This is a genomic window from Pseudomonas sp. B21-048, assembly GCF_024748615.1.
Classification (GTDB): domain Bacteria; phylum Pseudomonadota; class Gammaproteobacteria; order Pseudomonadales; family Pseudomonadaceae; genus Aquipseudomonas.
Genome location: NZ_CP087168.1, coordinates 4,482,270 through 4,506,597, shown reverse-complemented (window position 1 = coordinate 4,506,597; position 24,328 = coordinate 4,482,270). Strand labels below are relative to the sequence as shown.

Annotated in this window: 17 protein-coding genes and 3 pseudogenes; 9 read left to right on the top strand and 11 right to left on the bottom strand. The window is 59.0% G+C overall.

Annotated features, from left to right (window positions below):
• Window positions 1-37: 37 nt before the first annotated feature.
• From cmoB to LOY56_RS21000, 9 genes and pseudogenes are all read right to left on the bottom strand, one after another.
• Window positions 38-994, bottom strand: coding sequence for a tRNA 5-methoxyuridine(34)/uridine 5-oxyacetic acid(34) synthase CmoB (gene cmoB / locus LOY56_RS21040; RefSeq protein WP_258616965.1), 957 nt, complete (start codon window positions 992-994; stop codon window positions 38-40).
• Complete coding sequence (gene cmoA, locus LOY56_RS21035; protein ID WP_258616964.1) at window positions 991-1,770, bottom strand: carboxy-S-adenosyl-L-methionine synthase CmoA; 780 nt, start codon at window positions 1,768-1,770, stop codon at window positions 991-993. Before cmoA ends, cmoB begins: the two co-directional genes overlap by 4 nt.
• Before the next feature lie 72 nt (window positions 1,771-1,842).
• Window positions 1,843-2,419 (bottom strand): annotated as a pseudogene (locus LOY56_RS21030) (lysoplasmalogenase).
• A 2-nt stretch (window positions 2,420-2,421) separates the two neighbouring features.
• Entirely contained in the window at window positions 2,422-2,814 is a 393-nt protein-coding gene (locus tag LOY56_RS21025) for a protease inhibitor I42 family protein (RefSeq protein WP_258616963.1), read from the bottom strand.
• Window positions 2,815-3,036: 222 nt separating this feature from the next.
• Entirely contained in the window at window positions 3,037-5,454 is a 2,418-nt protein-coding gene (lon, locus tag LOY56_RS21020; RefSeq protein ID WP_258616962.1) for an endopeptidase La, read from the bottom strand.
• A 326-nt stretch (window positions 5,455-5,780) separates the two neighbouring features.
• Window positions 5,781-8,189, bottom strand: coding sequence for a glucose/quinate/shikimate family membrane-bound PQQ-dependent dehydrogenase (locus tag LOY56_RS21015; RefSeq protein WP_258616961.1), 2,409 nt, complete (start codon window positions 8,187-8,189; stop codon window positions 5,781-5,783).
• Between the two features lie 118 nt (window positions 8,190-8,307).
• Window positions 8,308-9,689: pseudogene (locus tag LOY56_RS21010) on the bottom strand (carbohydrate porin).
• A gap of 242 nt (window positions 9,690-9,931) precedes the next feature.
• Entirely contained in the window at window positions 9,932-11,170 is a 1,239-nt protein-coding gene (gene glyA / locus LOY56_RS21005; protein WP_258616960.1) for a serine hydroxymethyltransferase, read from the bottom strand.
• Between the two features lie 103 nt (window positions 11,171-11,273).
• Complete coding sequence (locus LOY56_RS21000; RefSeq protein ID WP_258616959.1) at window positions 11,274-12,479, bottom strand: benzoate/H(+) symporter BenE family transporter; 1,206 nt, start codon at window positions 12,477-12,479, stop codon at window positions 11,274-11,276.
• 347 nt (window positions 12,480-12,826) lie between these two features.
• On the opposite strand from LOY56_RS21000, the gene LOY56_RS20995 reads away from it, so the two are divergent.
• From LOY56_RS20995 to LOY56_RS20985, 3 genes are all read left to right on the top strand, one after another.
• Complete coding sequence (locus LOY56_RS20995) at window positions 12,827-14,215, top strand: PLP-dependent aminotransferase family protein (RefSeq protein ID WP_258616958.1); 1,389 nt, start codon at window positions 12,827-12,829, stop codon at window positions 14,213-14,215.
• A 161-nt stretch (window positions 14,216-14,376) separates the two neighbouring features.
• On the top strand, window positions 14,377-14,607 hold the full coding sequence (locus LOY56_RS20990; protein WP_007941719.1) for a VF530 family DNA-binding protein: 231 nt from the start codon (window positions 14,377-14,379) through the stop codon (window positions 14,605-14,607).
• 2 nt (window positions 14,608-14,609) lie between these two features.
• Window positions 14,610-15,266 carry a Pr6Pr family membrane protein gene (locus tag LOY56_RS20985; RefSeq protein ID WP_258616957.1) on the top strand — a complete coding sequence of 219 codons (657 nt, stop codon included), beginning with the start codon at window positions 14,610-14,612 and terminating at the stop codon, window positions 15,264-15,266.
• 64 nt (window positions 15,267-15,330) lie between these two features.
• Here the strand turns inward: LOY56_RS20985 and LOY56_RS20980 are convergent, their stop codons facing one another.
• Both LOY56_RS20980 and LOY56_RS20975 read right to left on the bottom strand, forming a co-directional pair.
• Window positions 15,331-16,122, bottom strand: coding sequence for a siderophore-interacting protein (locus tag LOY56_RS20980; RefSeq protein ID WP_258616956.1), 792 nt, complete (start codon window positions 16,120-16,122; stop codon window positions 15,331-15,333).
• Window positions 16,119-16,713: pseudogene (locus tag LOY56_RS20975) on the bottom strand (PadR family transcriptional regulator). The gene LOY56_RS20980 and the pseudogene LOY56_RS20975 overlap by 4 nt, the downstream one beginning before the upstream one ends.
• A gap of 517 nt (window positions 16,714-17,230) precedes the next feature.
• Between LOY56_RS20975 and LOY56_RS20970 the strand changes: the two are divergent.
• The 6 genes from LOY56_RS20970 (at window position 17,231) to LOY56_RS20945 (ending at window position 24,258) form a co-directional block, all read left to right on the top strand.
• Entirely contained in the window at window positions 17,231-17,719 is a 489-nt protein-coding gene (locus LOY56_RS20970) for a fimbrial protein (RefSeq protein ID WP_258616955.1), read from the top strand.
• 105 nt (window positions 17,720-17,824) lie between these two features.
• Window positions 17,825-20,347 carry a CS1-pili formation C-terminal domain-containing protein gene (locus LOY56_RS20965; RefSeq protein WP_258616954.1) on the top strand — a complete coding sequence of 841 codons (2,523 nt, stop codon included), beginning with the start codon at window positions 17,825-17,827 and terminating at the stop codon, window positions 20,345-20,347.
• A complete protein-coding gene (locus tag LOY56_RS20960; RefSeq protein ID WP_258616953.1) occupies window positions 20,347-21,612 on the top strand; it encodes a hypothetical protein in 1,266 nt (421 codons plus the stop codon). The genes LOY56_RS20965 and LOY56_RS20960 overlap by 1 nt, the downstream gene beginning before the upstream one ends.
• A gap of 59 nt (window positions 21,613-21,671) precedes the next feature.
• Complete coding sequence (locus LOY56_RS20955; RefSeq protein ID WP_258616952.1) at window positions 21,672-22,415, top strand: molecular chaperone; 744 nt, start codon at window positions 21,672-21,674, stop codon at window positions 22,413-22,415.
• A 61-nt stretch (window positions 22,416-22,476) separates the two neighbouring features.
• Window positions 22,477-22,971, top strand: a complete 495-nt coding sequence (locus LOY56_RS20950; protein ID WP_258616951.1) for a fimbrial protein — start codon at window positions 22,477-22,479, stop codon at window positions 22,969-22,971.
• A gap of 30 nt (window positions 22,972-23,001) precedes the next feature.
• Window positions 23,002-24,258, top strand: a complete 1,257-nt coding sequence (locus LOY56_RS20945) for a hypothetical protein (protein ID WP_258616950.1) — start codon at window positions 23,002-23,004, stop codon at window positions 24,256-24,258.
• Window positions 24,259-24,328: the final 70 nt, after the last annotated feature.

Here is a 24,328-nt window from a genome sequence, read left to right as displayed (position 1 = left end):
TTCGCGGGCAAGCCTCGCAGGCTTGCCCGCGAAGCTTTTACTTGCGGGCGACGATGACGGCACGCATCGGTGCCGGCAGCCCTTCAATCGTTTTGCTGTGATCTTGCGGGTCAAGGAAGTCGCTCAACGACTGATACTTCATCCACTCCGTCCCGCGTTGTTCCTCGACCGTGGTCACGCTCACATCCACGCAACGCACGTCGCTGAACCCGGCGCGGCGCAGCCACAGTTCCAGCGCCGGCACCGATGGCAGGAACCACACGTTGCGCATCTGCGCGTAACGGTCTTCCGGCACCAATACCTGCTGCTGATCGCCTTCGATCACCAGCGTCTCCAGCACCAGTTCACCGCCCTTGACCAGGCAATCCTTCAGCGCCAGCAAATGCTCGATCGGCGAGCGGCGGTGATAGAACACGCCCATGGAAAACACCGTGTCGAAGCCTTCCAGATTGGGAGGTAGGTCTTCAAAGGGAAATGGCAAGTGCCAGGCATTGGGCTCGGACAGGTACCGCTGCACGGCCTGGAACTGGCAGAAGAACAGCCAGTTCGGGTCGACGCCGATCACGCTGTCGGCGCCGGCGCCGAGCATGCGCCACATGTAGTAGCCATTGCCGCAGCCGACATCGAGGATGCGTTTGCCTTTCAGGTCCAGGTGCGGAGCTACCCGGGACCACTTCCAGTCCGAACGCCATTCAGTGTCGACATGCACGCCGAACAAATCGAACGGGCCTTTGCGCCAAGGCGACAAACCCATCAGTGCGGTGCGCATTTGGGCGCGGGTCTCAAAGTCGCAATCGGTGTCCAGTGTCAGACCATTCAACAAGTCGACTTCGCTAGGCTGAATCTTCGGCAGCGCGTCCAGCGCACTCTGCCAGCGTTCCAGGTCGCCGTGACCTTTTTCCATTTTCTTGTCGAGTTGTGCTTGCAGGGTGTTGGCCCATTCGGCCAGCGGGGTACCGGCCAGGCGGCGGGCGAGGGGGGACAGATCAATCATGGCAAGGCAATCAACGAGGCAAAGTTAAGACACTGGAACCACGGCACGACTTTCGAGAACCCGGCGGCCAACAGGCGCTCGCGGTGTTCTTCGAGGCTGTCGGGCTTCATGACGTTTTCGATGGCGCTGCGTTTCTGAGCGATTTCCAGTTCGCTGTAGCCGTTGGCGCGTTTGAAGGCCACGTGCAGGTCGGTGAGCAGCGCGTGTTCTTCGGGATCGTTGAAGCGCAGCTTCTCCGAGAGGATCAGCGCACCACCGGGTAACAACGATTGGCGGATGCGCGAGAGCAGCGCGGTGCGCTGGTCCGGGGCGATGAATTGCAGGGTGAAGTTCAGCGCCACCACCGAGGCAGGCTGAAATTGCAGGGCGAGGATGTCGCCCTCAATCACTTCCACCGGCAGCAACTCCTGGAACATCGAGTCCTGGCCGTTGAGGTATTCGCGGCAACGCTCGACCATGGCGGCGGAGTTATCCACAGCGATCACCCGGCAGCCGTCGGTGCGCACGTGCCGGCGCAGGGCCTGAGTCACCGCGCCGAGGGACGAGCCCAGGTCGTAGAGCACGCTGTTGGGCTGGGCAAACTGCGCGGCGAGCACGCCGAGGTTTTCCACGATGGTCGGATAACCCGGCACCGAGCGCTTGATCATGTCCGGGAACACCCGCACCACGTCCTCGTTAAAGGCGAAGTCAGGCACCTGGGTCAAAGGCTGGGCGAAAAGGCGATCGGATTCTTTGCTCACGGCGGTTCCAGCGGCGTAGGTGGAAAAGGCCGGCATTTTAGCCAAATTGACGGGGGGATGCGCGGGTTGTCTGATAAAGCGCGTTTACCCCATGATCGTTCCCACGCTCTATAGAGGACGGTGAACGGATTGAGAAAAAGTCGACGCCGCAATCCCCCATTGCCCCAGCCAGTAGCTGAGGATGATCACGTAAGGCGCGGCATGGAATGGCATCACAAACCGGTTAATGCCAATCACACTGTCAGAAAACACAAACGCCACCGCCCCCGCCGCCGCCAGCAGCGCCGAGCGTTTGGGCACGTCGGTGCCGAGTCGGGCCAGGGCGCGCCAGAGCATGGCGCTGATGGCCAGCCCATAGACGATCACCGGGATCAGCAGCGGTCCCAAGTCATTGGCAATCAGAATCCCCAGCAGCACCGCGCCCACGCTCAACGCGAGGATCAACGGCAACAGCGCCAGACGCCGGCAATCGCTCAAATAAGCCTTCAGATACGCCAAATGCGCGACCAAAAATGCCCCAAGGCCAAACACGAACAAATCCCCCGGCCATGCCAGCAACACGTCGCCGACCAGGGAGAAAATCAAACCCAGGCTGATCCAGCGCCGATAGTCACTGGGCGGTGCATCGTGCAACCAGCCAAGCAAGGCCCACCGCGCCCATCAGCGCCAGAATCAGCCAACCCACGATCAGTTAACCGCGATGGCGCAGTCGAAGGTTTCCACTGCCGGCACTTCGGGTGCCCACGGCTGTGAATAGGTCAGGCGCAAACGGCCAGTGCCGGTGGCGAAGGCCTGGAAGCGCCAGGTCGAAAGGCCGGCGCTGCCGACGACCCCGGCATCTTCCGGGTTGCTATAGACCTCGGGGCTGAGCGCACGCAACACGCCACCGGCCGAATCCTGGATCGTCCAGCGGTAACCCGTGGTCGGGTTGCTTGGCAGGGTCAGGATCAGGTTTTGCCCGTTATGCAGTTTCGCCGGGCATTCGCTTTGTTTTTCCACGGTCACGTTCTGTTTCGATTGCGTGGCGCAAGCGCTCAGCAGGGCGAGGGCGAGGGGAATCAACAGGCGGGTGGGGGACATAAGATCAGCAGCTCCGGCGTTCACGACGAACGGCGAGCATAACTGAAGATGAGACAAAGTGTGACGGTCGAACCGGGGCAGGCTAAGGTTGATCGTTCCCACGCTCTGCGTGGGAATGCATCCTGTGACGCTCCGCGTCACGCTTGTGATGGGACGCGGAGCGTCCCGGGCGGCATCCCACGCAGAGCGTGGGAACGATCAACGACAGGCGCTACATTTCTGTCAGAAAAGAATCTTCGCCACATCCGCAAAGCGCTTGGCAAAGTGCACGGTAATCCCTTCCTTCAGATAATCCGGCAGTTCTTCAAAGCTTCCACGGTTTGGCTCCGGCAGGATCAACTCGAAAATCTTCTGCCGCCGCGCTGCAATCACCTTCTCGCGCACGCCACCAATCGGCAGTACATGCCCGGTCAGCGTCAGTTCACCGGTCATGGCCACGCCTTTTTTCGGCGACTGGTTGCGGGCCAGGGACAGCAGGGCGCTGGCCATGGTCACACCAGCGCTCGGGCCGTCTTTCGGCGTGGCGCCTTCCGGTACGTGAAGGTGCACGAAGGCTTCGTCGAAGAACGTCGGATCGCCGCCAAATTGCTTCAGATGGGAGCTGACGTAGCTGTAGGCAATTTCCGCCGACTCTTTCATCACCTCTCCCAGTTGCCCAGTGAGTTTGAAGCCCCGGTTGAGGGTGTGAATGCGCGTGGCTTCGATCGGCAGGGTCGCGCCGCCCATGCTGGTCCAGGCCAGCCCGGTGATCACGCCGATGCCGGACAGCACTTGTTCGTTGCGGAACACCGGCCGGCCGAGTGAGGTTTCGAGGTCTTTCGGGCCGAGTTTGATCACTGCTTTCGGTTCGTCGAGCAGCTTCATCACCGCTTTGCGCACCAATTTGCCAAGGTTCTTTTCCAGTTGGCGCACCCCCGCTTCACGGGCATAACCGTCGATCAACGCTCTGAGGGCGTTGTCGCTGATGCTCAGGCTGCCTTTGGACACGCCGGCCTTTTCCAGCTGTTTCGGCCACAGGTGACGCTTGGCGATCGCGACTTTCTCTTCGGTGATGTAACCCGACAGGCGAATCACTTCCATCCGGTCCAGCAACGGGCCGGGAATCGAATCCAGGGTGTTGGCGGTGCAGACGAACAGCACTTTCGACAGGTCCAGGCGCAAATCCAGATAGTGATCAAGGAATTCGACGTTCTGTTCCGGGTCGAGGGTTTCCAGCAGCGCCGAGGCGGGGTCGCCCTGATAGCTCTGGCCCATTTTGTCGATCTCGTCGAGCATGATCACCGGGTTCATCACTTCGACGTCTTTCAACGCGTGGACGAGTTTGCCCGGTTGCGCGCCGATGTAGGTGCGGCGGTGGCCCTTGATCTCGGCTTCGTCGCGCATGCCGCCAACGCTGAAGCGATAGAACGGCCGGCCGAGGGATTCGGCGATGGACTTGCCGACGCTGGTCTTGCCCACGCCCGGCGGGCCCACCAGCAGGACGATGGAGCCGCTGATCTCGCCTTTATAAGCGCCGACCGCGAGGAATTCGAGGATGCGGTCCTTGATGTCATCGAGGCCGGCGTGGTGTTTGTCCAGCACCTTGCGCGCGTGTTTGAGGTCGAGTTTGTCCTCGCCGTACACGCCCCAAGGCACCGAGGTCGCCCAGTCGAGGTAGTTGCGGGTCACCGCGTATTCCGGCGAACCGGTCTCGAGGATCGACAGCTTGTTCATTTCCTCTTCGATGCGTTTCTGCGCCTGAGGCGGCAACACCTTGCCCGTCAGACGTTGCTCGAACTGCTCGACGTCGGCGCTGCGGTCGTCCTTGGTCAGGCCCAGCTCTTGCTGAATAACCTTGAGCTGTTCCTTGAGGAAGAACTCGCGCTGATGCTCGCCGATCTTGCGGTTAACTTCGGCCGAGATTTCTTTCTGCAGGCGCGCGACCTCGACTTCCTTGCGCAGCATCGGCAGGACTTTTTCCATGCGCTTGAGCATCGGCACGCAGTCGAGCACTTCTTGCAGCTCGCTGCCCGTGGCCGAGGTCAGGGCGGCGGCGAAGTCGGTCAGCGGTGACGGATCGTTGGGGCTGAAGCGGTTGAGGTAGTTCTTCAACTCTTCGCTGTACAGGGGGTTGAGCGGCAGCAGTTCCTTGATCGCGTTGATCAGCGCCATGCCGTAGGCCTTGACCTCGTCGGTCGGCTCGGTGGGCTGGTGCGGGTATTCGACTTCCACCAGGTACGGTGGGCGATGGTGTTTGAGCCAGGCTTTGATGCGCACCCGGGTCAGGCCTTGAGCGACGAATTGCAGTTTGCCGTTTTCGCGACTGGCGTGGTGCACTTTGACCAGGGTGCCGTATTCCGGCAGGGCTTTGGTGTCGAAGTGGCGCGGGTCTTCCTGGGGCGTGTCCATGAAGAACAGGGCCAGGGAGTGGTGATCGGATTGGCTGACCAGTTCGAGGGTTTCGGCCCACGGCTCTTCGTTGACGATCACCGGCAGTACTTGCGCCGGGAAGAAGGGCCGGTTGTGGATCGGGATGATGTAGACCTTGTCCGGCAGGTTCTGGCCAGGCAGGGCGAGGCCTTTGCCGGTGGTGTGGTGTTCGGCGTTGTCTGTTTCGGCGTATTCGCTCGGGTCTTCGGGGAATTCTTGCTGGTCGGTCATGGGGCACCTGCGCAATAGGGTATGGGTCTTAGATGGGGCAGGCTTTTGGTGGTTTCAATGGCTCTGGATATTTCAGCGTGTGTGTTCAGGGTTTTGACAGGTGCTTGGACTTGGCGGCCTGACAGTCGACCAATCTCTCGAAGATGTACACGATTCAATTGTAGGAGCGAGGCTTGCCCGCGAAGGTGGTGTGCCAGCCGACATCAATGTTGAATGTGAGAAAGCCTTCGCGGGCAAGCCTCGCTCCTACAGGGGGATGTGCAAGTTACCCACAAAAAAGGCGACCCCCTCACAGGAGTCGCCTTTGTTTTAACTGCCGCTACCGCTTATTCCGACAGTTTGTACGCAATCACATAGTCACCTTGCTTGGTGCCCAGCGACCCGTGACCGCCAGCAACAACGAGCACGTATTGCTTGCCGTCTTTACCGGTGTAGGTCATCGGTGTGGTTTGCGCGCCGGCTGGCAGGCGTGCTTCCCACAGTTGCTTGCCGTTTTTCACGTCGTAGGCGCGCAGGTACTGGTCGAGGGTGCCGCTCAGGAAGGCCACGCCACCGGCGGTGGTGAAGGTGCCGCCCAGGCTGGGTACGCCCATGCTCAGAGGGATTGGAACAGGCGCGCTGTCGCGCACGGTGCCGTTCTTGTGCTTCCAGATGATTTTGCTGGTGGTCAAATCGACCGCTGTCACGTAACCCCAGGCTGGCGCCTGGCACGGCAGGCCCATGGGTGAGAGCAGGGGTTCGAGGATGACGCCGTATGGCGCGCCTTTGTTTGGCTGCACGCCTTCGGTTTCGCTTTTACGCGGGCCTTGGGCAGCGATTTCGGCGGCCGGGATCATTTTCGATTTGAACGCCATGTAGTCCGGGTTCATGAAAGCGATCTGGCGCACCGGGTCAACCGAGATACCGCCCCAGTCGAACACGCCGAAGTTGCCTGGGTACACGATCGAACCTTGCAGCGATGGCGGGGTAAACGGGCCATCGTAGCGCAGAGATTTGAAGTTGATCCGGCAGATCAGTTGGTCGAACGGGGTGACGCCCCACATGTCGCGTTCTTTCAACGGAGGCGGCATCAGGTTGAGGTCGGATTTCGGTTGGGTCGGCGAGGTGTGATCACCTTCGACAGCGCCCTGTGGCACTGGCACTTCGTTGATCGGCACGATCGCTTTACCGGTGCGGCGGTCCAGCACGTAGATGCTGCCTTGCTTGGTGGACGCGAGCACTGCCGGTTTCACACCGTCTGCGGTTTTCAGGTCCATCAGGGTTGGCTGGCCGCCCACGTCCATGTCCCACAGGTCATGGTGGGTGAACTGGAAGTGCCAGCGCACCTTGCCGGTGGCGATGTCCAGCGCGGTCAGGCCGGCGGCATGCAATTCCGATTCAGGGGTACGCGCGCCACCGAACTGATCCGGGGTCTGGTTGCCCATCGGCAGGTAGAGCATGCCGAGTTTTTCGTCGACGCTGAACATGGACCACATGTTCGGCGAGTTGCGGGTGTAGGTTTTGCCTTCGGCAATCGGCGAGGTGTCGTCCGGGTTGCCGCTGTCCCAATTCCACACCAGTTTGCCGGTGTGCACGTCGAACGCGCGGATCACGCCGCTTGGTTCGTCGGTAGAAACGTTGTCGGTGACGTGGCCGCCAATCACCACCAGGTCTTTGGTGACCGCCGGTGGCGAAGTGGAGTAGTAACCGCCAGCGGTGAAGCCGCCGATGTTGGCTGTCAGGTCAACCTGGCCACCGTTGCCGAAGTCTTCGCACATTTTGCCGGTGTCGGCGTTCAGGGCGATCAAACGGGTGTCGGCGGTCGGCAGGAAGATCCGGCGCGGGCAGACGCTGGCCACTGGCGCGTTGGCCGTGCCGGTTGGGCTCTGCTCGGAGGCGTAGGCAGCGTCATCGTGATAGGTCACGCCACGGCAGGTCATGTGCGCCCAACCCTTGAAGTTCGCCGCGTTCTGCGTGGAGAGCTTCGGATCGAAACGCCAGAGTTCCTTGCCGGTGTCCGGGTCCAGCGCGATCACCTGGCTGTGCGGCGTGCAGACATAGAGCATGCCGTTGGCTTTGAGCGGGGTGTTTTCGGCGGTGGTTTCGCCCGGGTCGTTCGGGCCCGGCAGGTCGCCGGTGCGGTAGGTCCAGGCGGGCACCAGTTTGCTGACGTTCTGCGGCGTGATCTGCGCCAGTGGCGAGTAACGATCACCATGGGCGCTGCGGCCGTAGGAGTTCCAGTCACCATCGGGCATGGCCGGAGCGGTGTTGGTCATGCCAGGCACGGCGTCACGATCCAGTTCGCCTTTGATTTCACCGGGGTTGGTGAACAGGCTGGCCAGCGCGGCGATACCGGCGATGACCACGGCAGCGCTCAGCACGCCGGTGCCGATCGGGTTGAATTCGCCGGTACGCAATGGGCGACGAAACCATGGCAGCAGCATGACGATGCCGAGGGCAAAGAGCAGCGCCAGACGTGGCACCAGTTGCCACCAGTCCAGGCCGACTTCCCACAGTGCCCAGACGGTACTGGTGAACAGTATCACCGCGTACAGGCTCAGCGCCGCATAACGGTCGGCCAGCAGCAGCCCGCCGGTCAGCATCAGCCCTATACCGGCCAGCAGGTAATACAGCGAGCCGCCGAGCATGCTCAGCTTGATCCCCCCAGCCAGCAAGGCCAGGCCCATTAGTAGAAGCACGATACCGAGCAGGCTCGGCAGCAGACGGCTTCGACTGAAAGCACCATCAGCGCTCATAGTGTGATTCTCCGTGACGTTTTAAGTAGTCCCGCGCAAGTTCACTGTAGATGACGATCTGGCGCGGGCATGGTTCAGGTTGAAAAGTGTTCAGTGGAAGCGATCCCTGCGCGTCTAATCAGAACGACGACTGGATCTTGATCCCGCCAATCAGCGCGTCATCGACCTTGTCCACGCCACCGGGGTGGCGGATGTATTGCAGGTTCGGGCGCACGGTCAGCCAGTTCGTGACGTGCACGCCGTAATAGAGCTCGGCGCTGTATTCGGTGTCTTGCGGCGGCAGGAACGATGGGTCGTCGTAGTCGAAGACGGCGCGGGCCTGATTGGTGGCCTCGGCGTTCTTGCGGTAGGCCGGGTTGACGTGCACACGGGCCAGGGCAAAACCGATATCGTCCCTGGCGCGGGCGTCGAACAAGCCTTTGTAGACGACACCAGCCTGGACGTAGTTATCGACGGCGTTGGTCTTCTTGTCGTGCATCGTGCCGTTGGCGAACACGCTCAGGCCGCGAGAGTTGTCACTGGCGCGGCTGGTCAGCTGCTGCTGAATACCGAGCCACACGCCGTGCTTGCTCGATGCGCTGCGGTAAGCCTCGCCGCTCAGCGCGGCTGGCTGGCCGTTGCTGTCCTTATAGACATCGGTGGCCTTGGCATTGCTGTAGTAATAACCGGCACGGTATTCACCCGGCAGGCCATTGAATTTCGGAGTCCAGACCAGTTCCACCGGCAGGATCGCGCCCTGAGTGCCGCTGCCGCTGAGTTTGAATCCGTTGTCGCGATCAAGGTTGGACGGGTTTTGCTCGTAAGCCCCAACTTGCGCGTAGAGCTCCGGCGTCAAGTGATATTTGACCCGCATCGCCCACTGGCTGACCGGCCAGTTGTACCAGATGCCGCCGACCCAGTTGCCGACCTGCGAGCCGCAAAACGCCAGGTTCTGAAAGTCGCAGGGGAAGCTGTTGAAGTCTTCGCCCTCGCCGAAGCGGCCGACTTTGATGTCGAGCTTCTGATCGAAGAATTTTTGCTGATACCACATCTGCGTCAGGCGCCAGGTCTGGCCACGGCCCCAAACTTCCTGAGCCGAGGTGAAACCACCGACCCGCGGATCGTTGATCCGGTCGTTGCTGATGTTGTTGCCGTTGCGCTCGGTGATGGTCAGCTGAAATTCAGCGTCGTCCCAGCCAAGAATCTTCTGCAAGTCCAGATGGCTGCCAAAGGCGAACTGATCGCTATAGCGCGCGGTGCGGTCGTTGTCGTAGCCACCGTGCAGATTGCTGCCCATTTCACCGGTGTAATCGACCTTGAAGTCGTAGCCCTTTTCCGAAAGTTCGGTACGAGTGCCGTTCCAGTCGCCGAGCATCCACGGCGAATCGCTATCGAAAGCAGGCGCAGCCTGGGTGCAAGTAGCGAGGCTCAACGCGGTGAGCCCGCCGATCAGGTTCAGGGCTTTTCGACTGGCCACAGGGGTAAGACAGCGCTGTCTCGCGAGGTATGAAAATCAGGCATAGAGAAGAAATTCTTGGTCTTTTTCTAAAGGGAGTGAACTGAACGCAGTAGGAGTGAACGGGGGAGAAGCGTTTCAGCAGGACAGGCGTAAGGATAATGTTCTGTAACACATAGAGAAAGGGCTTTTACTGACATGGATCATTTCGGATTTGGTAATAGTCGGCTGCAACTTGTCGCCGCAGTATCTGGCCGTGAAAAAAAGGGCGGACTAAAGCGTCCGCCCCCGGCATGTTTCGTTGCCGTTAAGTCAATAGATAGACCGGGAAGCACTCACACAAATGCATTACCCGTTGGCGGACTTTTTCCAGCAGTGCCACATGGGTCGGTTGCTCAAGCAGATCGGCAATCAGGTTGGCCACTTCGGCGCATTCGGCTTCACCGAAGCCCCGTGTGGTCAGGGCAGGTGTGCCAATGCGAATGCCGCTGGTGATCGCAGGTTTTTGCAGATCGTCGGGGATCGCGTTCTTGTTCAAGGTGATGTGGGCACTTTCGAGCAACGCCTCGGCCTCTTTGCCGGTGATGTTCATCGCGCGCAGATCGAGCAGGAACATGTGGCAGTCGGTGCCCCCTGATACCACCCGCAGGCCTCGCCGCGTAAGGATGTCCGCCATGGTCCTGGCGTTATTGATCACGCGTTGCTGATAGTGCTTGAACTCATCGCCGAGGGCTTCGTTGAACGCCACGGCCTTGGCGGCGATGACGTGCATCAGAGGCCCGCCCTGATAGAACGGGAATATCGTCTTGTCGAGCAGCGCCGCGTATTCGCGTTTGGCCAAAATCAGGCCGCCCCGTGGGCCGCGCAGGGTTTTGTGCGTGGTCGACGTGACGAAGTCGGCAATGCCAACCGGCGAGGGATACAGGCCGGCTGCGACCAGCCCGGCGTAGTGCGCCATGTCGACCATCAAGTAGGCCCCGATTTCATCGCAGATGGCGCGAAAACGCTGGAAGTCGATGGTCCTGGAATACGCCGAGGCACCCGCAATGATCATCTTCGGCCGGTGTTCCCGGGCCAGGGCTTCCATCTGCGCGTAGTCGAGGGTTTCGCCGGATTTTTCCAGGCCGTAAGCGTGCGCGGTGTAGAACTTGCCAGAGAAGTTCACCGAGGCGCCATGGGTCAGGTGCCCGCCATGGGCCAGGGACATGCCCAGGAGGGTGTCGCCGGGGTTCAGCACCGCAAGAAACACCGCCTGATTGGCTTGTGAGCCGGAGTGCGGCTGGACGTTGGCGTAGTCGCTCCCAAACAGTTTGCAGGCGCGTTCGATGGCGAGGCTTTCAATTTCGTCGACCACTTTACAGCCACCGTAATAGCGCTTGCCCGGGTAGCCTTCGGCGTACTTGTTGGTCAGTACCGAACCCTGTGCTTCCAGCACTTCTTTGCTGACATAGTTTTCCGAAGCGATCAGCTCCAGATGGGTTTCCTGACGGTTGCGTTCACTTCTGATCAGGCGGGCGATGGCAGGGTCGAAATTCTGCAGGCTCATGGAGTCATTCCTTGGATAAGTGCTTCGGCCACGAGGGCTGGAGCGAGATGCGGTGACGCGTGTGACAGTCCGCCGCCGACCACAATGGAGTCGTAACGAGCGATCATGGTCGGCTGCCCTCGGTGACGGCGGTGGCTTTGCTTTCTCTGGTGTAGGTCAGTACGAAATGTGCCACGAGTCCGAAGATCAGCCCCCAGAATGCAGCGGCCAACCCCAGGAAACTCATGCCCGAGGCGGTGACCAGGAAGGTGATCAGCGCCGCTTCACGCTGTTTTTCGTCAGCCATGGCGCCGGTCAGCCCGGCGCTGATCGCCCCGAACAGGGCCAGGCCGGCGAGGGAGGCGATCAGCTCTTTGGGCAAGGCAGAAAATACCGACGCCAGGGTCGCGCCGAAGGTGCCCATCAGAATGTAAAACACCCCGCAAGCAATCCCGGCGATGTAACGCTTGTCGCGATCTTCATGGGCTTCGCGGCCGGTGCAGATCGCGGCGGTAATGGCCGCGAGATTGAGACCATGGGAGCCGAATGGCGCCATCAAGATTGAACCGATGGCCGTGACCGAAATAATCGAGCGCGCCGGGGTGTTGTAGCCCGAGGTGCGCATCACCGCCATGCCCGGCACGTATTGCCCGGTCAGGGTGACCAGGGCCAGCGGCAAGCCGATATTGATGATCGCGTACCAGCTCCACTCCGGGGCGATGAAGATCGGGTGGGCGACATCGATGCTGATCGATCCGCTGTTGAGTTCGCCGAACGAGGCCGCCACGGCGCAGCCGACAATCAATACCGACAGGATGGCGTAGCACGGTGAAAAGCGTTTGAAGATCAGGTACGCCGCGATCATCGACAGCACCAGCGCCGGCTGCAGCTTGATTGAGGTGAAGAGTTCGGCGCCGAAGCGAAACAGGATGCCGGCGAGCATGGCGGCGGCGATGGCTTTGGGCAGGCGACTCATCAGTTTGTCGAACGCGCCGGACAGGCCGACCACCGCAATAATCACCGAAGCCACCACATAGGCGCCGATAGCCTGGGGCAGGGAGACCGTGGGCAACATCGACACCAGCAACGCTGCGCCCGGTGTCGACCAAGCCGTAATCACCGGAACCCGCAGACGCCAGCTCAACAACAGGCCGGTTACGCCGCTGCCGATGGAAATGGCCCAGATCCAGGACGACACCTGATCATTGGGCAGGTGCGCTTCCCGAGCCGCCTGAAACACGATGATCAGCGGGCCGGCATAGGAAATGATCACGGCGATTAAGCCTGCGATGATCGCTGACAGGGATAGATCCTTTCTGAGTGTGTCCATGATGTCTCGACTTGGCGTGGCTGGCACGTGGTGATTCAGGCGTGAGATTGAGTCGATTGATTCGATTCGAGATGAGTGTATTTGAATGAATTGAGTTGATTCAATAGGGCGAGAGGCTGTGAGGAGATGTTTTTTTGTTGTCTACGTTCGTTTACTCGCTTTTTTTAATATAACTATTTGATTTTTAAGCAAATATTTTTTGTGCAGAAGTCTCGTGTGAAAAGTGTTGCTCGATTCAATCGCCATATCAATCGACTCAATTTTCCGATTGGGTCGATTTATAAGTTGCCTAACTTCCCTGTGATATGCTCGGATATTCATCATTTCTACGATGGGCAGCGATATTCATGTGGGTTCCTCAGCTAAACGAGTTCGGCCAGCCGATGTATTTGTCGATTGCCGACGCGTTGGCGCGCGATATCAGCAATGGCGTGTTGAACGAAGGTGATCGTCTGCCGACCTTGCGGGAATTGGCCACCACGTTGAATGTCACGCCGGGTACCATCAGCCGGGCCTATAGCGAAGCCCAACGGCGGCGTCTGGTGCAGGGGGAAGTGGGGCGTGGCACTTATGTGCTCAACCAGAAGCAACTGGAATTGCCGGCCAGCAACAATGCCGCCCCGCTGAATCTGGGGCAGTCCGAGTTATTGGATCTTTCGATCATCAAGCCTTACAGCGAAACCCTGGAATACTGGTTGCGCGACGCATTGGTGGGCATGGCCAAGAGCACGGATTTTGCCCGTGCCCTCGATTACGCCCCCGATGGCGGGCATCCGGCTCATCGCGAGGCGGGTGCGCAGTGGCTGCGCCATTCATTGCCCGATGCGCAATGGCAGCAAGTGGTGATCACCGCAGGCGCGCAGCATGGTTTGATGGTCGCGATGAGTGCGCTGACCAACGCCGGTGATCTGGTGCTCTGCGAGGCGCTTTGTTACCCCGGCATCATTTCCCTGGCCCATGGTCTGGAACGACGTCTGCGTGGCGTGCCGATGGACGATGAAGGCATCATTCCCGAAGCGCTGCGCGAACTGTGCCAACGTGAGAAACCGGCGATGCTGGTCTGTGTGGCGACCTGCCAGAACCCGACGGCCGCGATCATGTCGCAAAAGCGTCGGGCGCAAATCGCGGCGCTGGCCGAAGAGTTCGACTTCATCATCCTGGACGATGACATCTACGGTTTTCTGGCCACCGACCCGTCGATCAAACCGCTGTCGGCGTTCGCGCCGGATCGTTCGGTGTACCTGACCAGTCTGTCGAAGTCGATCATGCCGGCCTTGCGGATCGGCTATCTCTATAGCCCGCCGAAACTGTTGTCGCGCCTGACCTCGATGGTGCGCAGCAGCGTCTGGATGCCGTCGCCGTTGACCGCCCAGTTGGCCAGCAACGTGATCACGCAAGGGTTGGATAAAAAGCTGATCCGTATTCAGCGCAGCGAAGCCGCCGGGCGGCAGGCGATCGCTCAGGAAATATTCGCCAAATTTGAACTCAAGACCCAGCCGTACTCCTACCACGTCTGGTTGACGCTGCCCGAGCCCTGGACCAGCGACGAATTCACCATGCTGGCCCGTGCCAATGGCGTATTGGTTCTCAGTGGTACCCAGTTCCAGGCTGAACGTAGCGCAATGACCCGCTGCGTGCGTTTGGTCTTGATGTCGCCCACCAGTCAGGAGGAATTGAGATTTGCCCTGACCAAGCTGGCCAGCCTGATTGATTCGGACCCGCGACGTTATTACTGAGCCGACGGCGCTATCGCCTGAGGTTTGTCCTCAGAGGCTGTCCAACTCGCCTACAGTTAATTCAGCCTCTGACGAATGCCCTTGTCCGTGGCCCTTCCACTGCACGAAGGCCTCCGCTAAGGTGCGCGGCTTCCAATCCTTTCATCGCTCGAAGGCCCGGCATGACCGAACAGAACACCAACCCGCTGCACGGCGTAACGCTGGAACAGATCCTCAACGCCCTGGTTGAACACTACGAATGGTCAGGGCTGGCCGAGCGTATCGATATTCGCTGCTTCAAGAGTGACCCGAGCATCAAGTCGAGCCTGACGTTCCTGCGCAAAACCCCGTGGGCCCGGGAGAAAGTTGAACGCCTGTACGTGAAGTTGATGCGCACCAAGCGACCGGTCTGAGCATGGTCATACCCTCGACGCCAGGTTCTGCCGCGAGGCGTCGTTGTGTTGCCGTGGCTGCGGTTTTGGGCTGGGCGGGTTTGAGCATTCAGATGTACCTGATTCTCTACGCACGCTGGAGTATTGCGGCCAGTCTGTTGGGTGGCCTAGTGAGTTTTTTCAGCTTTTTCACCGTGCTGACCAATACGCTGGTGGCGGTGGTGCTGACCTGTGAACTGACGTCCCGCGAGTCGGCGGCGCGGCGCTGGTTTTTGCAGCCGTGGGTGAGTAGCGGGATTGCCGTCAGCGTCGCCGTCGTCGGTGTAGCGTACAGTCTGTTGTTGCGCCATTTATGGCATCCCGAAGGCTGGCAGTGGCTGGCCGATGAGCTGATGCATGACGTCATGCCGCTGCTGTTTCTGGTTTATTGGTGGTGCTGCGTGCCCAAAGGTACGTTGCGACTGCGGCACATTGCGAGTTGGGTGATCTATCCGCTGGTGTACTTCGGCTATGCATTATGGCGCGGGCATCTGCTGGCGGTTTATCCCTATCCGTTCATTGATGTGGACACGCTGGGTTATCCACAGGTGTTCATCAATGCCGGCGGATTATTGCTAGGGTTTGTGCTGATTGCGCTGCTGGTGATTGGATTGGATCGGTGGCGCGCAGGTCTGAAGTGAACACTGACTGTGGCGAGGGAGCTTGCTCCCTCACCACAAAAAGCATGCAACCACAGTGTTGTGGTTACTCCTCGTCGCTGTCATCCAGTCGCCAGTAACCGACAGCCTTCACAAATTGCTCGTTCAGACCATGCTCATCAAGCAATACCCGGCGAACCTGCCGCGACACCTTGGATTCGGTCGCCACCCACGCATACAGATTGCCAGTAGGCACCTTGATCTGTTGCACGGTGGTCAACAGGTTGTTTCTGCCACCTTCACGCAATACCCAGATCACATCGACCTGGGCGGCGCTTTCCAGGCGTTGTTGTTCGGCGCCGTTTTCCACTTCCACAATCACCAGGGCACGGCGGTTGGCCGGCAGGCCTTCAAGGCGGCGGGCTATGGCGGGCAGGGCGGTTTCGTCGCCGATCAGCAAATAGCTGTCGAAGATGTCTGGCACGATCATCGAGCCCCGCGGCCCGCCAATATGCAGGAACTGGCCGGGTTTGGCCTGCTCGGCCCAGGTCGAGGCAGGGCCATCGCCGTGCAGCACGAAGTCGATGTCCAGCTCCAGCGTGTCCAGGTCGTAACGACGCGGCGTGTAGTCGCGCATCGCGGGCATCGCCCCGTTGTCCTTGCCTGCCCCGAGTACCAGGGTGTCCAGTGCCGCGTGTTCCGCAGCGTTCTGGGGGAACAGCAGTTTGACGTGGTCGTCCGTTCCGAGGCTGACGAAGCCCGCAAGCTCAGGACCGCCCAGCGTAATCCGGCGCATACGCGGGGTAAGGTCGACGACTCGCAGTACTTCCAGACGACGACGCTTGATCTCGTGGCTGACACGGTGAATGGATTGGGATGGCACGATAACGTCGATCATTCGGCGTTCTCCTGAACGGCTTGAGCGGCGGGTTGAGTGGGGGGGCCGTCGACAATGGCTTTGGCGGTATTGTTGAGCAGGTCGCGTACCCGCAGGATTTCTTCCGGGCTCCAGCGACCATGGTGCATTTGCAAGGCATGACGCAGGTTGTGCACCGCTTCGTGAATTTCGGCCGGGCGGTCGTGACCGCGCAATGAACGCTTGCTGACGTCGATGCGCATGCGCACGCCGTCCAGGGCAATCGCTTGTTCACTTAAAGACAGACGTCCGGCGTCGGTGATGCTGTAGCGTTTTTTTTCCGCCCTCGGCGTCGCCCAGGATCATTTCGCTTTCTTCAAGGAAGGTCAGGGTCGGGTAGATCACGCCGGGGCTGGGGCTGTAGGCGCCGTCGAACATGCTTTCGATCTGGCGGATCAGGTCGTAGCCGTGGCACGGCTGCTCGGCGATCAGCGCCAGCAGCAGCAATTTCAGGTCGCCAGGGGCGAATACTCGCGGCCCGCGTCCACCGCGTTCGCGCCCGGGGCCTGGGCGTTTCTCGAAGCCGTCGCGGCCATCGCCGTGTTCGCGGTGAGGGGAATGATGGTCTCTCATTTTTTGCGTTCTCTCTGTCGTGTTTAGATACAACTTAAGATATATCTTAAGCAAATGGAAAGGATCTCCGACCAACGGTACGGAGCGCCGAATCACAGCGGCGATGTCTGAAAAAGCCATTCCTGGAGAAAAAATGGGGGTTTTAGTCCGCGTGAAAAAGTTGAAATTAGTGTTAATTCTCTAAAGTTCCTGTTTCGTCCTTAGTTTGCGACTTGTGTGGTATCGGTCTTACAGACGTTGCAGTGATATGGCCAATTTGTTATTGCCTGTTTTGTCCTGTTTGTAGTCTGTCTCTTACAGCTGTACAGCGACTTTATAACTATTTCAGGTTTTTTCTTTCCGGGGTGATGGCGTTCTGGCTACGTGTTTGTCGGAACTTGCCTGCTTACTTTCCGGATGTATTGCTTGATCATGATCCGGCGTTGAAAGTTCGAGGAGCACAAGGCTGCTCGTGACGGTTTTTGTTCTTCTGGAACTTTCAGTGATCTCGATTCTTTTATAAATAAGGTACTGAAAGATGTTCAAGAAACTCGCAATCGCTGCTCCATTGGCTGTTCTGGCACTGACCTCTTCCGCTGTGTTCGCAGCCGGTGAAGCCCGCCACTCGATCAGCCTCATCGCCCACGTGCCAACCAACGGTTTCTATGTGGTACCGACCGACCCTGATCTGGTCAACAAGGATCAGGACATGAGCTTCAGGCCCGCCACCGGCACCATGGGTGAGGTCAACGGTTTCTTCGACGTGCGCAACAACAACGGTTCGGTACATGCCAGCCTCGAAAGCGTGCCGAAGCTGATTGCCGGTGCCACCACGATCGACCTGCAAGTGCAATTCAACAACAAGGTATTGACTACCACCCCGCAAATGGTGGTGGGTGAAGCCGAGTCCGACGCCAACTACCGTGCCCCACTGAGCATTAAAGCGGTTGGCACTTCCTTTGCGCCTGGTGATTACACCGGTGCCGTCACCATGATGTTCGATGCTGTTCCTCCCATTGCTCTTTGAGTGATCTGAGGCACTAAACGCTTACTTGCATAAGTAACGTAAACCGGTCGGTAACTCATGGTTGTCGGCCGGGTTTTGACTCCTTTGTAATTAGAGTATTCGTTCATGTTCCCGATGACGCCCATCGCGGCAGCGCTTGCGTTGCTGTTATGTAGCAGTGCATTTTCGGCGCCCACTTCTATTGATAATACGCCCAGAAGTTTGTTGGCCCAGGCCAAAGGCTTGCCGGCGGATTTCGAGGAGCATTTTTTCGATGTTCCGTTGGCGGTGCGGGTTGAACTCGATCAGCAACCGCTCGGCGAGGCGATGATTGTGTTGTCTCGCGATGACCGGGTAACGTTGCTCGATTTCACCGATACCAGCGAAAGCCATTTCGGTGCTGGCGTGCGCGAGACCTGGGCCAGTGTCCTCAAGCCCGGCGTGGCGCTGGGCGCCTGCACCGGCCAGTGCCCGGAACAGATGCTGGCGGTTCACTACAACCTTGAAAATTCATTGCTGTCGATCGTCACCGAAAATGCCGAGCGCGACAGCGAAGCCAAGCGTTTTTACGACCAGCCTGAAGGTGGTAGCAGCGGCCTGATGCTGCGCAATCAACTCAACCTCAACGGCGGCCAGGATCAAGATCTGGGCGGTCGGTTTGGCCTGGAAGCCAGTGGCAGCCTGGGCAACTGGAGCCAGACTTTCAACATGCAACTGGCGCGCCTTGGCGGGCCGGACGACAAGCTCTATCACGCCGTGTATGACCTTTACACCCAGCGCGAACTGCAAGGCAGTTTTTTCCGGCTGGGCTATTTCACCCCCAATTCCGAAGGGCTGACCCGTCAGCCTCGTTCGTTCGGCACCAGCCCCGACATCGCCGTGGGCGTGATGTATGGCAGTTCCGACAGCCTGGCGATCGACAGTCCGAAACCCAGCGTTTATCCGGTCTATGTCACCGCCAATCGGCAGGCATCGGTGGAGATTTTTCGAGATGGTTTGCTGATCAACACCCAGTCAGTGCCCGCGGGTTTGCAGACCCTCGACACGCGCCCCTTGCCCGGTGGCATCTATGAAGTGGAAGTAAGACTGATTGAAGACGGCCAAATCACTTCGACCACGCAAGAACTGATTTACAAGCCTAACAACTGGCGTAACCTCGATGAGCGTTGGCGCTACAACCTGTTCGCTGGGCAGGAAAGCAAATTGCTCAGCAATTGGGATCAGCAGGACAGCGGCGACATGACGGCGGGCGCCGCCTTCAACTATTTACTGCATCCAAGGGTCATTCTCGGCCTGTCGGCACGACAGGTGCGCGACAAGCTTCAGTACGGCAGTTCCATCGACTGGAGTCTGGGCAACAGCACCAGTTTCTTCGCCAACCTGTACCAGACCGAAGACCACGGCACCGGCGCCGACCTGCAAGGTCTTTACAACTATGGCGCCGGCAGCCTGGTGATCAGCCACAATCGCAGCTGGCTCGACACTCGCAATACCTACGACACTTTGCCCGACGGTACCCGCGTGCGCCAACGCAACGTGTTCACCGGCCAGACCAGCAACTCATCGCTGGCGCTGAACCACCGGATCAGCCGCAAGAGTTCGCTCAATGCCCGAGTGTCCCACAGCGAGGGCAACGTCGAAGGCACGGGCGTCGATTTGGGCTGGACGCAGCGTACGGTGGTGTTCGGCAGCGATGCCAACTGGCGTCTGTCGCTGTTCGACCGCCCCGGCAGCTACAGCAGCGGCGATGCGCGCAATCGCGGGGTCGACCTGAGCATCAGCGTGGCACTGGGCGGACCGGGCCAACAGATCTCCGGCAGCATCGGCAGCCGCACCGCCCGAGATGGGAGCCGTGACAACAACGGCTCACTCGGTTATCGCAAGGATTTACAGGACCACGTATTGCAGAGCGTCTCGGTGACCGCGCTTACCGATACCTATGGCGTCGGGTTGTCGAGCCTGGCGAACTTTCGCACCGACGCCGTCAATGGCGACGGTTTTATCCAGCGCTCGTCGTTCAACGACAACCTCACCGGCGGCCTGAACCTGGACAGCACACTGGTGGTCGGCGCCCAACGCATGGCGTTGACCAGTCAGCATCAAGGACGGGGAGCGGGAATGATCGTCGACGTCGAGTCCGACATCGACGGCATCGCCTTGCGCGCCGATGACTTGAGTGGTGGCAGCGCGGCCCTGCATCCGGGGCGCAATTTCATTCCGCTCACGGCCTACAAGAACAGTTCGGTGAGCTTTGACTTCGAAGGCAATCACGTGCCGGCGGCCAGCATCGAACCGGCACGCACCCGCTATCACCTGAACAAGGGTGGCGTTGAATACCGCAAGGTGCGGGTGATGAAAACCCTGACGGTGCTTGGTCGTTTGCTTGACCCGCAGGGGCGGCCGCTCAAAGGGCATCACGTGATCAACCACGCCAGTCGTGGGGTCAGTGAGGTCGATGGCTTCTTCTCGATGGAAATGAACGCCGGCTCGCCGACCCTGGAAGTGCGCCATGCCGACCAGTTGCTGTGCCAATTCCGGCTCGATATCGACAAGCACCGAAATGAGAACAATGTGTTGATGATCGGTGACTTGCGTTGCAGCCCCGATACCTTGGCCGATGCAACGTTTATGGTGGAGAGGGCAGGTTGATGAGCGTGTTAAGTCTGAGGGGGGGAAAGAATATCTCTCAAACAGCGCTGATGCTGTTAGGCGGGTTGTGCTGGATACCGGCGGGTGGAGCGACGCTGGACATCGAGGCTGTGTTCACCGCCGATTCCGCTGCCCCGCAAAAAAATGAATTCGTGAACAAAACGCCCTCTCGGGGTTTTTGTGAACTTCTCCCTAAGGTGTGCAGGCAAGAGGGTGTTTTCAGTCTGAGGGCGCCTATTGAATTCGTGGCCAGTGCGCCGGTCCGTGCCCACCATGCCGATCCGCGTCAAGGGGGAATGGCCAAGGTTCCCTCAGCATGGCGAGACGTGACTGTCACCCATTCTTCAGGGGAAACCAGGGTCGTAAAAGTCCGAATCGCCGGTATTGCACATGACGCTCGCATACCCGTGTCTATTGAAGAGTTGACGGGACAAGGAGGCATTCGGGGGTGGGACAGCTTGTGGCAAGGAGGGGGATGGGCCAATGCACCAGCACCGTGCCAAGGGATTGGTCCGTACACCATTACATCGACTCACAGCTACCGCAGTTACTGGAAAGTGCCCGTGGCAGCCGGCATGTGTTCCAAGCAGGCGTTGTTTGATATCCCGATGTCCTTTCAATACAGGGACATTGAATTTGGATATCAGTTGATAACGCCAGATCCTTTAAGCATGCAGTCTGGCAAGTACCACGGATCGATCACATTCAGTGTCGGGCCGGGTCAGGATTTCGATATGGGTGATGTCATGCAACCCAGTGACCCGCTGCTGACCTTGAACTTCGCACTGGACGTTCAGCACACCCTCAAGGTCGATATTCCTCCCGGGGGTGAAAGACTCGAACTGGTTCCGGCCGGCGGCTGGCAAAGCTGGTTGCAGGCGGGACGCAAACCCGTTCGGTTGTTTCGCGATCAGACCTTCCATATCTCCGCGTCGTCACGTTTCAAGATGTATTACGAGTGCGAGGCGTGGGTGACCTTCGATTGCACGATCAAGGACGCTGTTGGCAGGCGCCAGGTCGAGTTGCAGGTCGGCGTCAGTCTGCCCGGTGGCTTGACTGATCTGTCCGGACAGCCGGTCAAGCATCAGCGACTGCGGGCGGGTCCAGAAAATGCGCAGGTATTTCAACCCGGCTTCTATGTGGATAGAGCACCTGGCGTTCTGCACTTTGAAGTGTCGAAGGATGAGGTGGACTGGATGCTCAGTTCCAACGTACAGAGCCCGTATTCCGGCAGGGTCACGGTGATCTGGGATTCGGAAGTCTGATGGGCCGGGCATCGATGAATAGCGGCCGGGAAGTATTCAACGTTATGAGGTTCAAGGAAATGAAACGACTGTTGCTGTTGATGGGATTGAGCGGATTTTCCCTGGGCCTTCAGGCCGGACCGCAGATCAACGTGGGAACGGTGTACGACTATCTGGACAGCGACAAGAGCACCTACCTCAAGCGCGTGTTCAACAGCGGCGACAGCACGGCGTTCGTCAAGGTCAACATCCTGGAGATCATTTACGACGCCGATGGCGGCCACCGTGAAGTACCGGTCAAGGCTCAAGCGGACGGCAGCGGCCGCGATGGCTTGATGGCCAGTCCCGCGCGGCTGATCGTGCCGGCCAACGGTATGCAAGGCACTCGCTTGTTGCACATGGGCGAGCGTGACACCGAGCGCTATTTTCGCGTGCGTTTCGTGCCGGTGGTGCCGGAAAAGGAAGACGAATTCGCCGTGTCGAATGAAGACCGGGAGTCCTATAAGGAGAACCTCTCGGCCGGGGTCAACGTGATGACCGGTTTTGGCACGGTGTTCTTTGTCAGACCAAAAAACAGTCGCTTCGACAGTGTGATCGATGACAGTGCCGGTGTTTACCGGCTGCGCAACAACGGCAACACGGTGGTGGTGATCGATGAATTTCGCAACTGCTCGCTGAAAAACGAAACCGAGTGCGAGCCGACTACCAAGCATCACATTCTGGCGGGAAAAACCTTCGAGTTTGAAAAGAAACCCGGCCGGGAATACCGCTTCAATCTGGTGGAAGGCGCATCCAAAAAGGCACTGCGTATTGCCAGCCAGTAAGTCGGTACGGGTGAGTCACCATGGGGGCTCGCGGTATTTCTTGACGTAACAGGTAACCGAAATGATCAAGCAATCGGCCCTTGCCGTATGGATGGGCGTGATGGCGCTGATGAGTGCCCAGGCATTCGCGGCGCGGGAAGAGCACACCTTCGAGGTGTCGGTGGATATCCCGACCCTGGGCTTTTATGTGATACCGGCCGAGATGAACTGGATACATCTCGAACAGACGTTACCCTGGAATATCCAAACGTCGACGCTGGAGGGACTGCGCAAGAATTTCGACGTCAAGCATGACACCAGCGCGATTCAGGCGCGACTGGAAGCAGAGCCCTATCTGTCCAACGGTCGTGACGATCAGAACATCTATTTGCGTGTCAGCTTCAACGGTAAAGAACTGACCCATGACCCTCAGCCACAAGAGGTGGTGTCTGCCGCGCAGGCTGTTGCGGGTGGGCGTTTTCCTCTGGAAATTCAACCAAGAGTGCCTGCTGGTGGCTACAAGCCGGGCACCTATCATGGAAGCGTTCACTTGGTCTTCAATGCGGCAGCGCCCTGAACCTCAAGATCTCTCATACGAGTGCACTTTATGAACACCGGAACGTATTTGTCTGGTTGGCTGCGCCGTGGCCGCTCACTGGCGTTTCTGACGCTCTTGATTGCGCCGTCCGCCGGGGCGGTAACCCAGGAAATCAGGGCGCTGTTTACGCCTGACTCGGCCAATCCGCAACGCAATCAATTCATCAACAAGACCCCGCTCAGCGGATACTGCGAGCATTACCCCGATGAGTGCCGGGCCAATAATATGTTCAGCATCCGGCTGCCCCTGCGTTTTGAGTCTGTAAAGGCAATGCAGCCCGATGACTCAGAGCGTAACAGCGCGATGTTCAGGATACCGGCACAATGGCGCGCATTGACGGTTACGCACGCTGAGACAGGGCAATCGGAGAAAGTTGAGGTACGTATTGCGGGGTTTGGTTCCCAATACGTTCTCAGTGATACAGCGGTCAATTTGACCGGCGCTCCGAACGTGCTGCTAGGTCACCAGAGTTTGTGGGGAAGCAGCAGTTGGGTGTATGCCGCGCCGCCTTGCGTATACAGCGGTGTCGGTTTGTATGGGGATTCACATTACGCTTTTTTCTGGAAAACTCCGGTTGACGGCACCTGTGTCAAAACAGCACGTTTTCCAATTCCGGCCATGTCCTACAGCTATCTGGATTTTGCCTACGAACTGCGCACGCCTAACCCGCTGGGTATGTCATCAGGGCTGTACAACGGTGCCTTGAGTTATAGCATCGGCCCCGGTGCAGATTTTGACTTCGGCGACATCATGCAGCCGAGCGACTCCGACCTGACCCTGGATTTCGTACTGGATGTGCAACACACGTTAAAAGTCGACATTCCCCCGGGTGGTGAAAAAGTCCGGATGGTGCCCGCCGGCGGCTGGCAGAGCTGGTTGCAAGGGGGGCGCAAGCCGACGCGGATCTTCCGTGATCAGACGTTCAACATTTCCGCCAGTTCTCGTTTCAAGATGTACCTGGAATGTCAGTTCGGACCGGGCAGGTATTGCTACATGAGTGACGGCAACAACGTCTCCGTTCCGATAGAGGTCAGCGTCAGTTTGCCTGCCGGCCTGACGGATACCAGTGGCCGGCCGGTCAATCGGCAGGAACTGAAAACAGGGCCCGCCGCCGGGGTGGTGTTTCAACCCGGTCAGTACGTGGATCGAAAACCCGGAACCTTGCACTTTGAGTTGCACAAAGAGGCGATTGATGCAGTGCTCTTACCGAGCACCGGTAAGCACTATCGTGGAACCGTGGTGGTTGTCTGGGATTCGGAAGTCTGATGGCGAGGGCAATGATGAATTGCCCCGGGCCTGAAATCCGCAGCAGATCCTGCGAGCCGGGATTTCAGGT

Bases quoted from the DNA above. Each gene is read 5' to 3' on its own strand.
- cmoB (WP_258616965.1), bottom strand. From the start codon at position 994: ATGATTGATCTGTCCCCCCTCGCCCGCCGCCTGGCCGGTACCCCGCTG.
- cmoA (WP_258616964.1), bottom strand. From the start codon at position 1,770: ATGCCGGCCTTTTCCACCTACGCCGCTGGAACCGCCGTGAGCAAAGAA.
- LOY56_RS21025 (WP_258616963.1), bottom strand. From the start codon at position 2,814: ATGTCCCCCACCCGCCTGTTGATTCCCCTCGCCCTCGCCCTGCTGAGC.
- lon (WP_258616962.1), bottom strand. From the start codon at position 5,454: ATGACCGACCAGCAAGAATTCCCCGAAGACCCGAGCGAATACGCCGAA.
- LOY56_RS21015 (WP_258616961.1), bottom strand. From the start codon at position 8,189: ATGAGCGCTGATGGTGCTTTCAGTCGAAGCCGTCTGCTGCCGAGCCTG.
- glyA (WP_258616960.1), bottom strand. From the start codon at position 11,170: ATGAGCCTGCAGAATTTCGACCCTGCCATCGCCCGCCTGATCAGAAGT.
- LOY56_RS21000 (WP_258616959.1), bottom strand. From the start codon at position 12,479: ATGGACACACTCAGAAAGGATCTATCCCTGTCAGCGATCATCGCAGGC.
- LOY56_RS20995 (WP_258616958.1), top strand. From the start codon at position 12,827: ATGTGGGTTCCTCAGCTAAACGAGTTCGGCCAGCCGATGTATTTGTCG.
- LOY56_RS20990 (WP_007941719.1), top strand. From the start codon at position 14,377: ATGACCGAACAGAACACCAACCCGCTGCACGGCGTAACGCTGGAACAG.
- LOY56_RS20985 (WP_258616957.1), top strand. From the start codon at position 14,610: ATGGTCATACCCTCGACGCCAGGTTCTGCCGCGAGGCGTCGTTGTGTT.
- LOY56_RS20980 (WP_258616956.1), bottom strand. From the start codon at position 16,122: ATGATCGACGTTATCGTGCCATCCCAATCCATTCACCGTGTCAGCCAC.
- LOY56_RS20970 (WP_258616955.1), top strand. From the start codon at position 17,231: ATGTTCAAGAAACTCGCAATCGCTGCTCCATTGGCTGTTCTGGCACTG.
- LOY56_RS20965 (WP_258616954.1), top strand. From the start codon at position 17,825: ATGTTCCCGATGACGCCCATCGCGGCAGCGCTTGCGTTGCTGTTATGT.
- LOY56_RS20960 (WP_258616953.1), top strand. From the start codon at position 20,347: ATGAGCGTGTTAAGTCTGAGGGGGGGAAAGAATATCTCTCAAACAGCG.
- LOY56_RS20955 (WP_258616952.1), top strand. From the start codon at position 21,672: ATGAAACGACTGTTGCTGTTGATGGGATTGAGCGGATTTTCCCTGGGC.
- LOY56_RS20950 (WP_258616951.1), top strand. From the start codon at position 22,477: ATGATCAAGCAATCGGCCCTTGCCGTATGGATGGGCGTGATGGCGCTG.
- LOY56_RS20945 (WP_258616950.1), top strand. From the start codon at position 23,002: ATGAACACCGGAACGTATTTGTCTGGTTGGCTGCGCCGTGGCCGCTCA.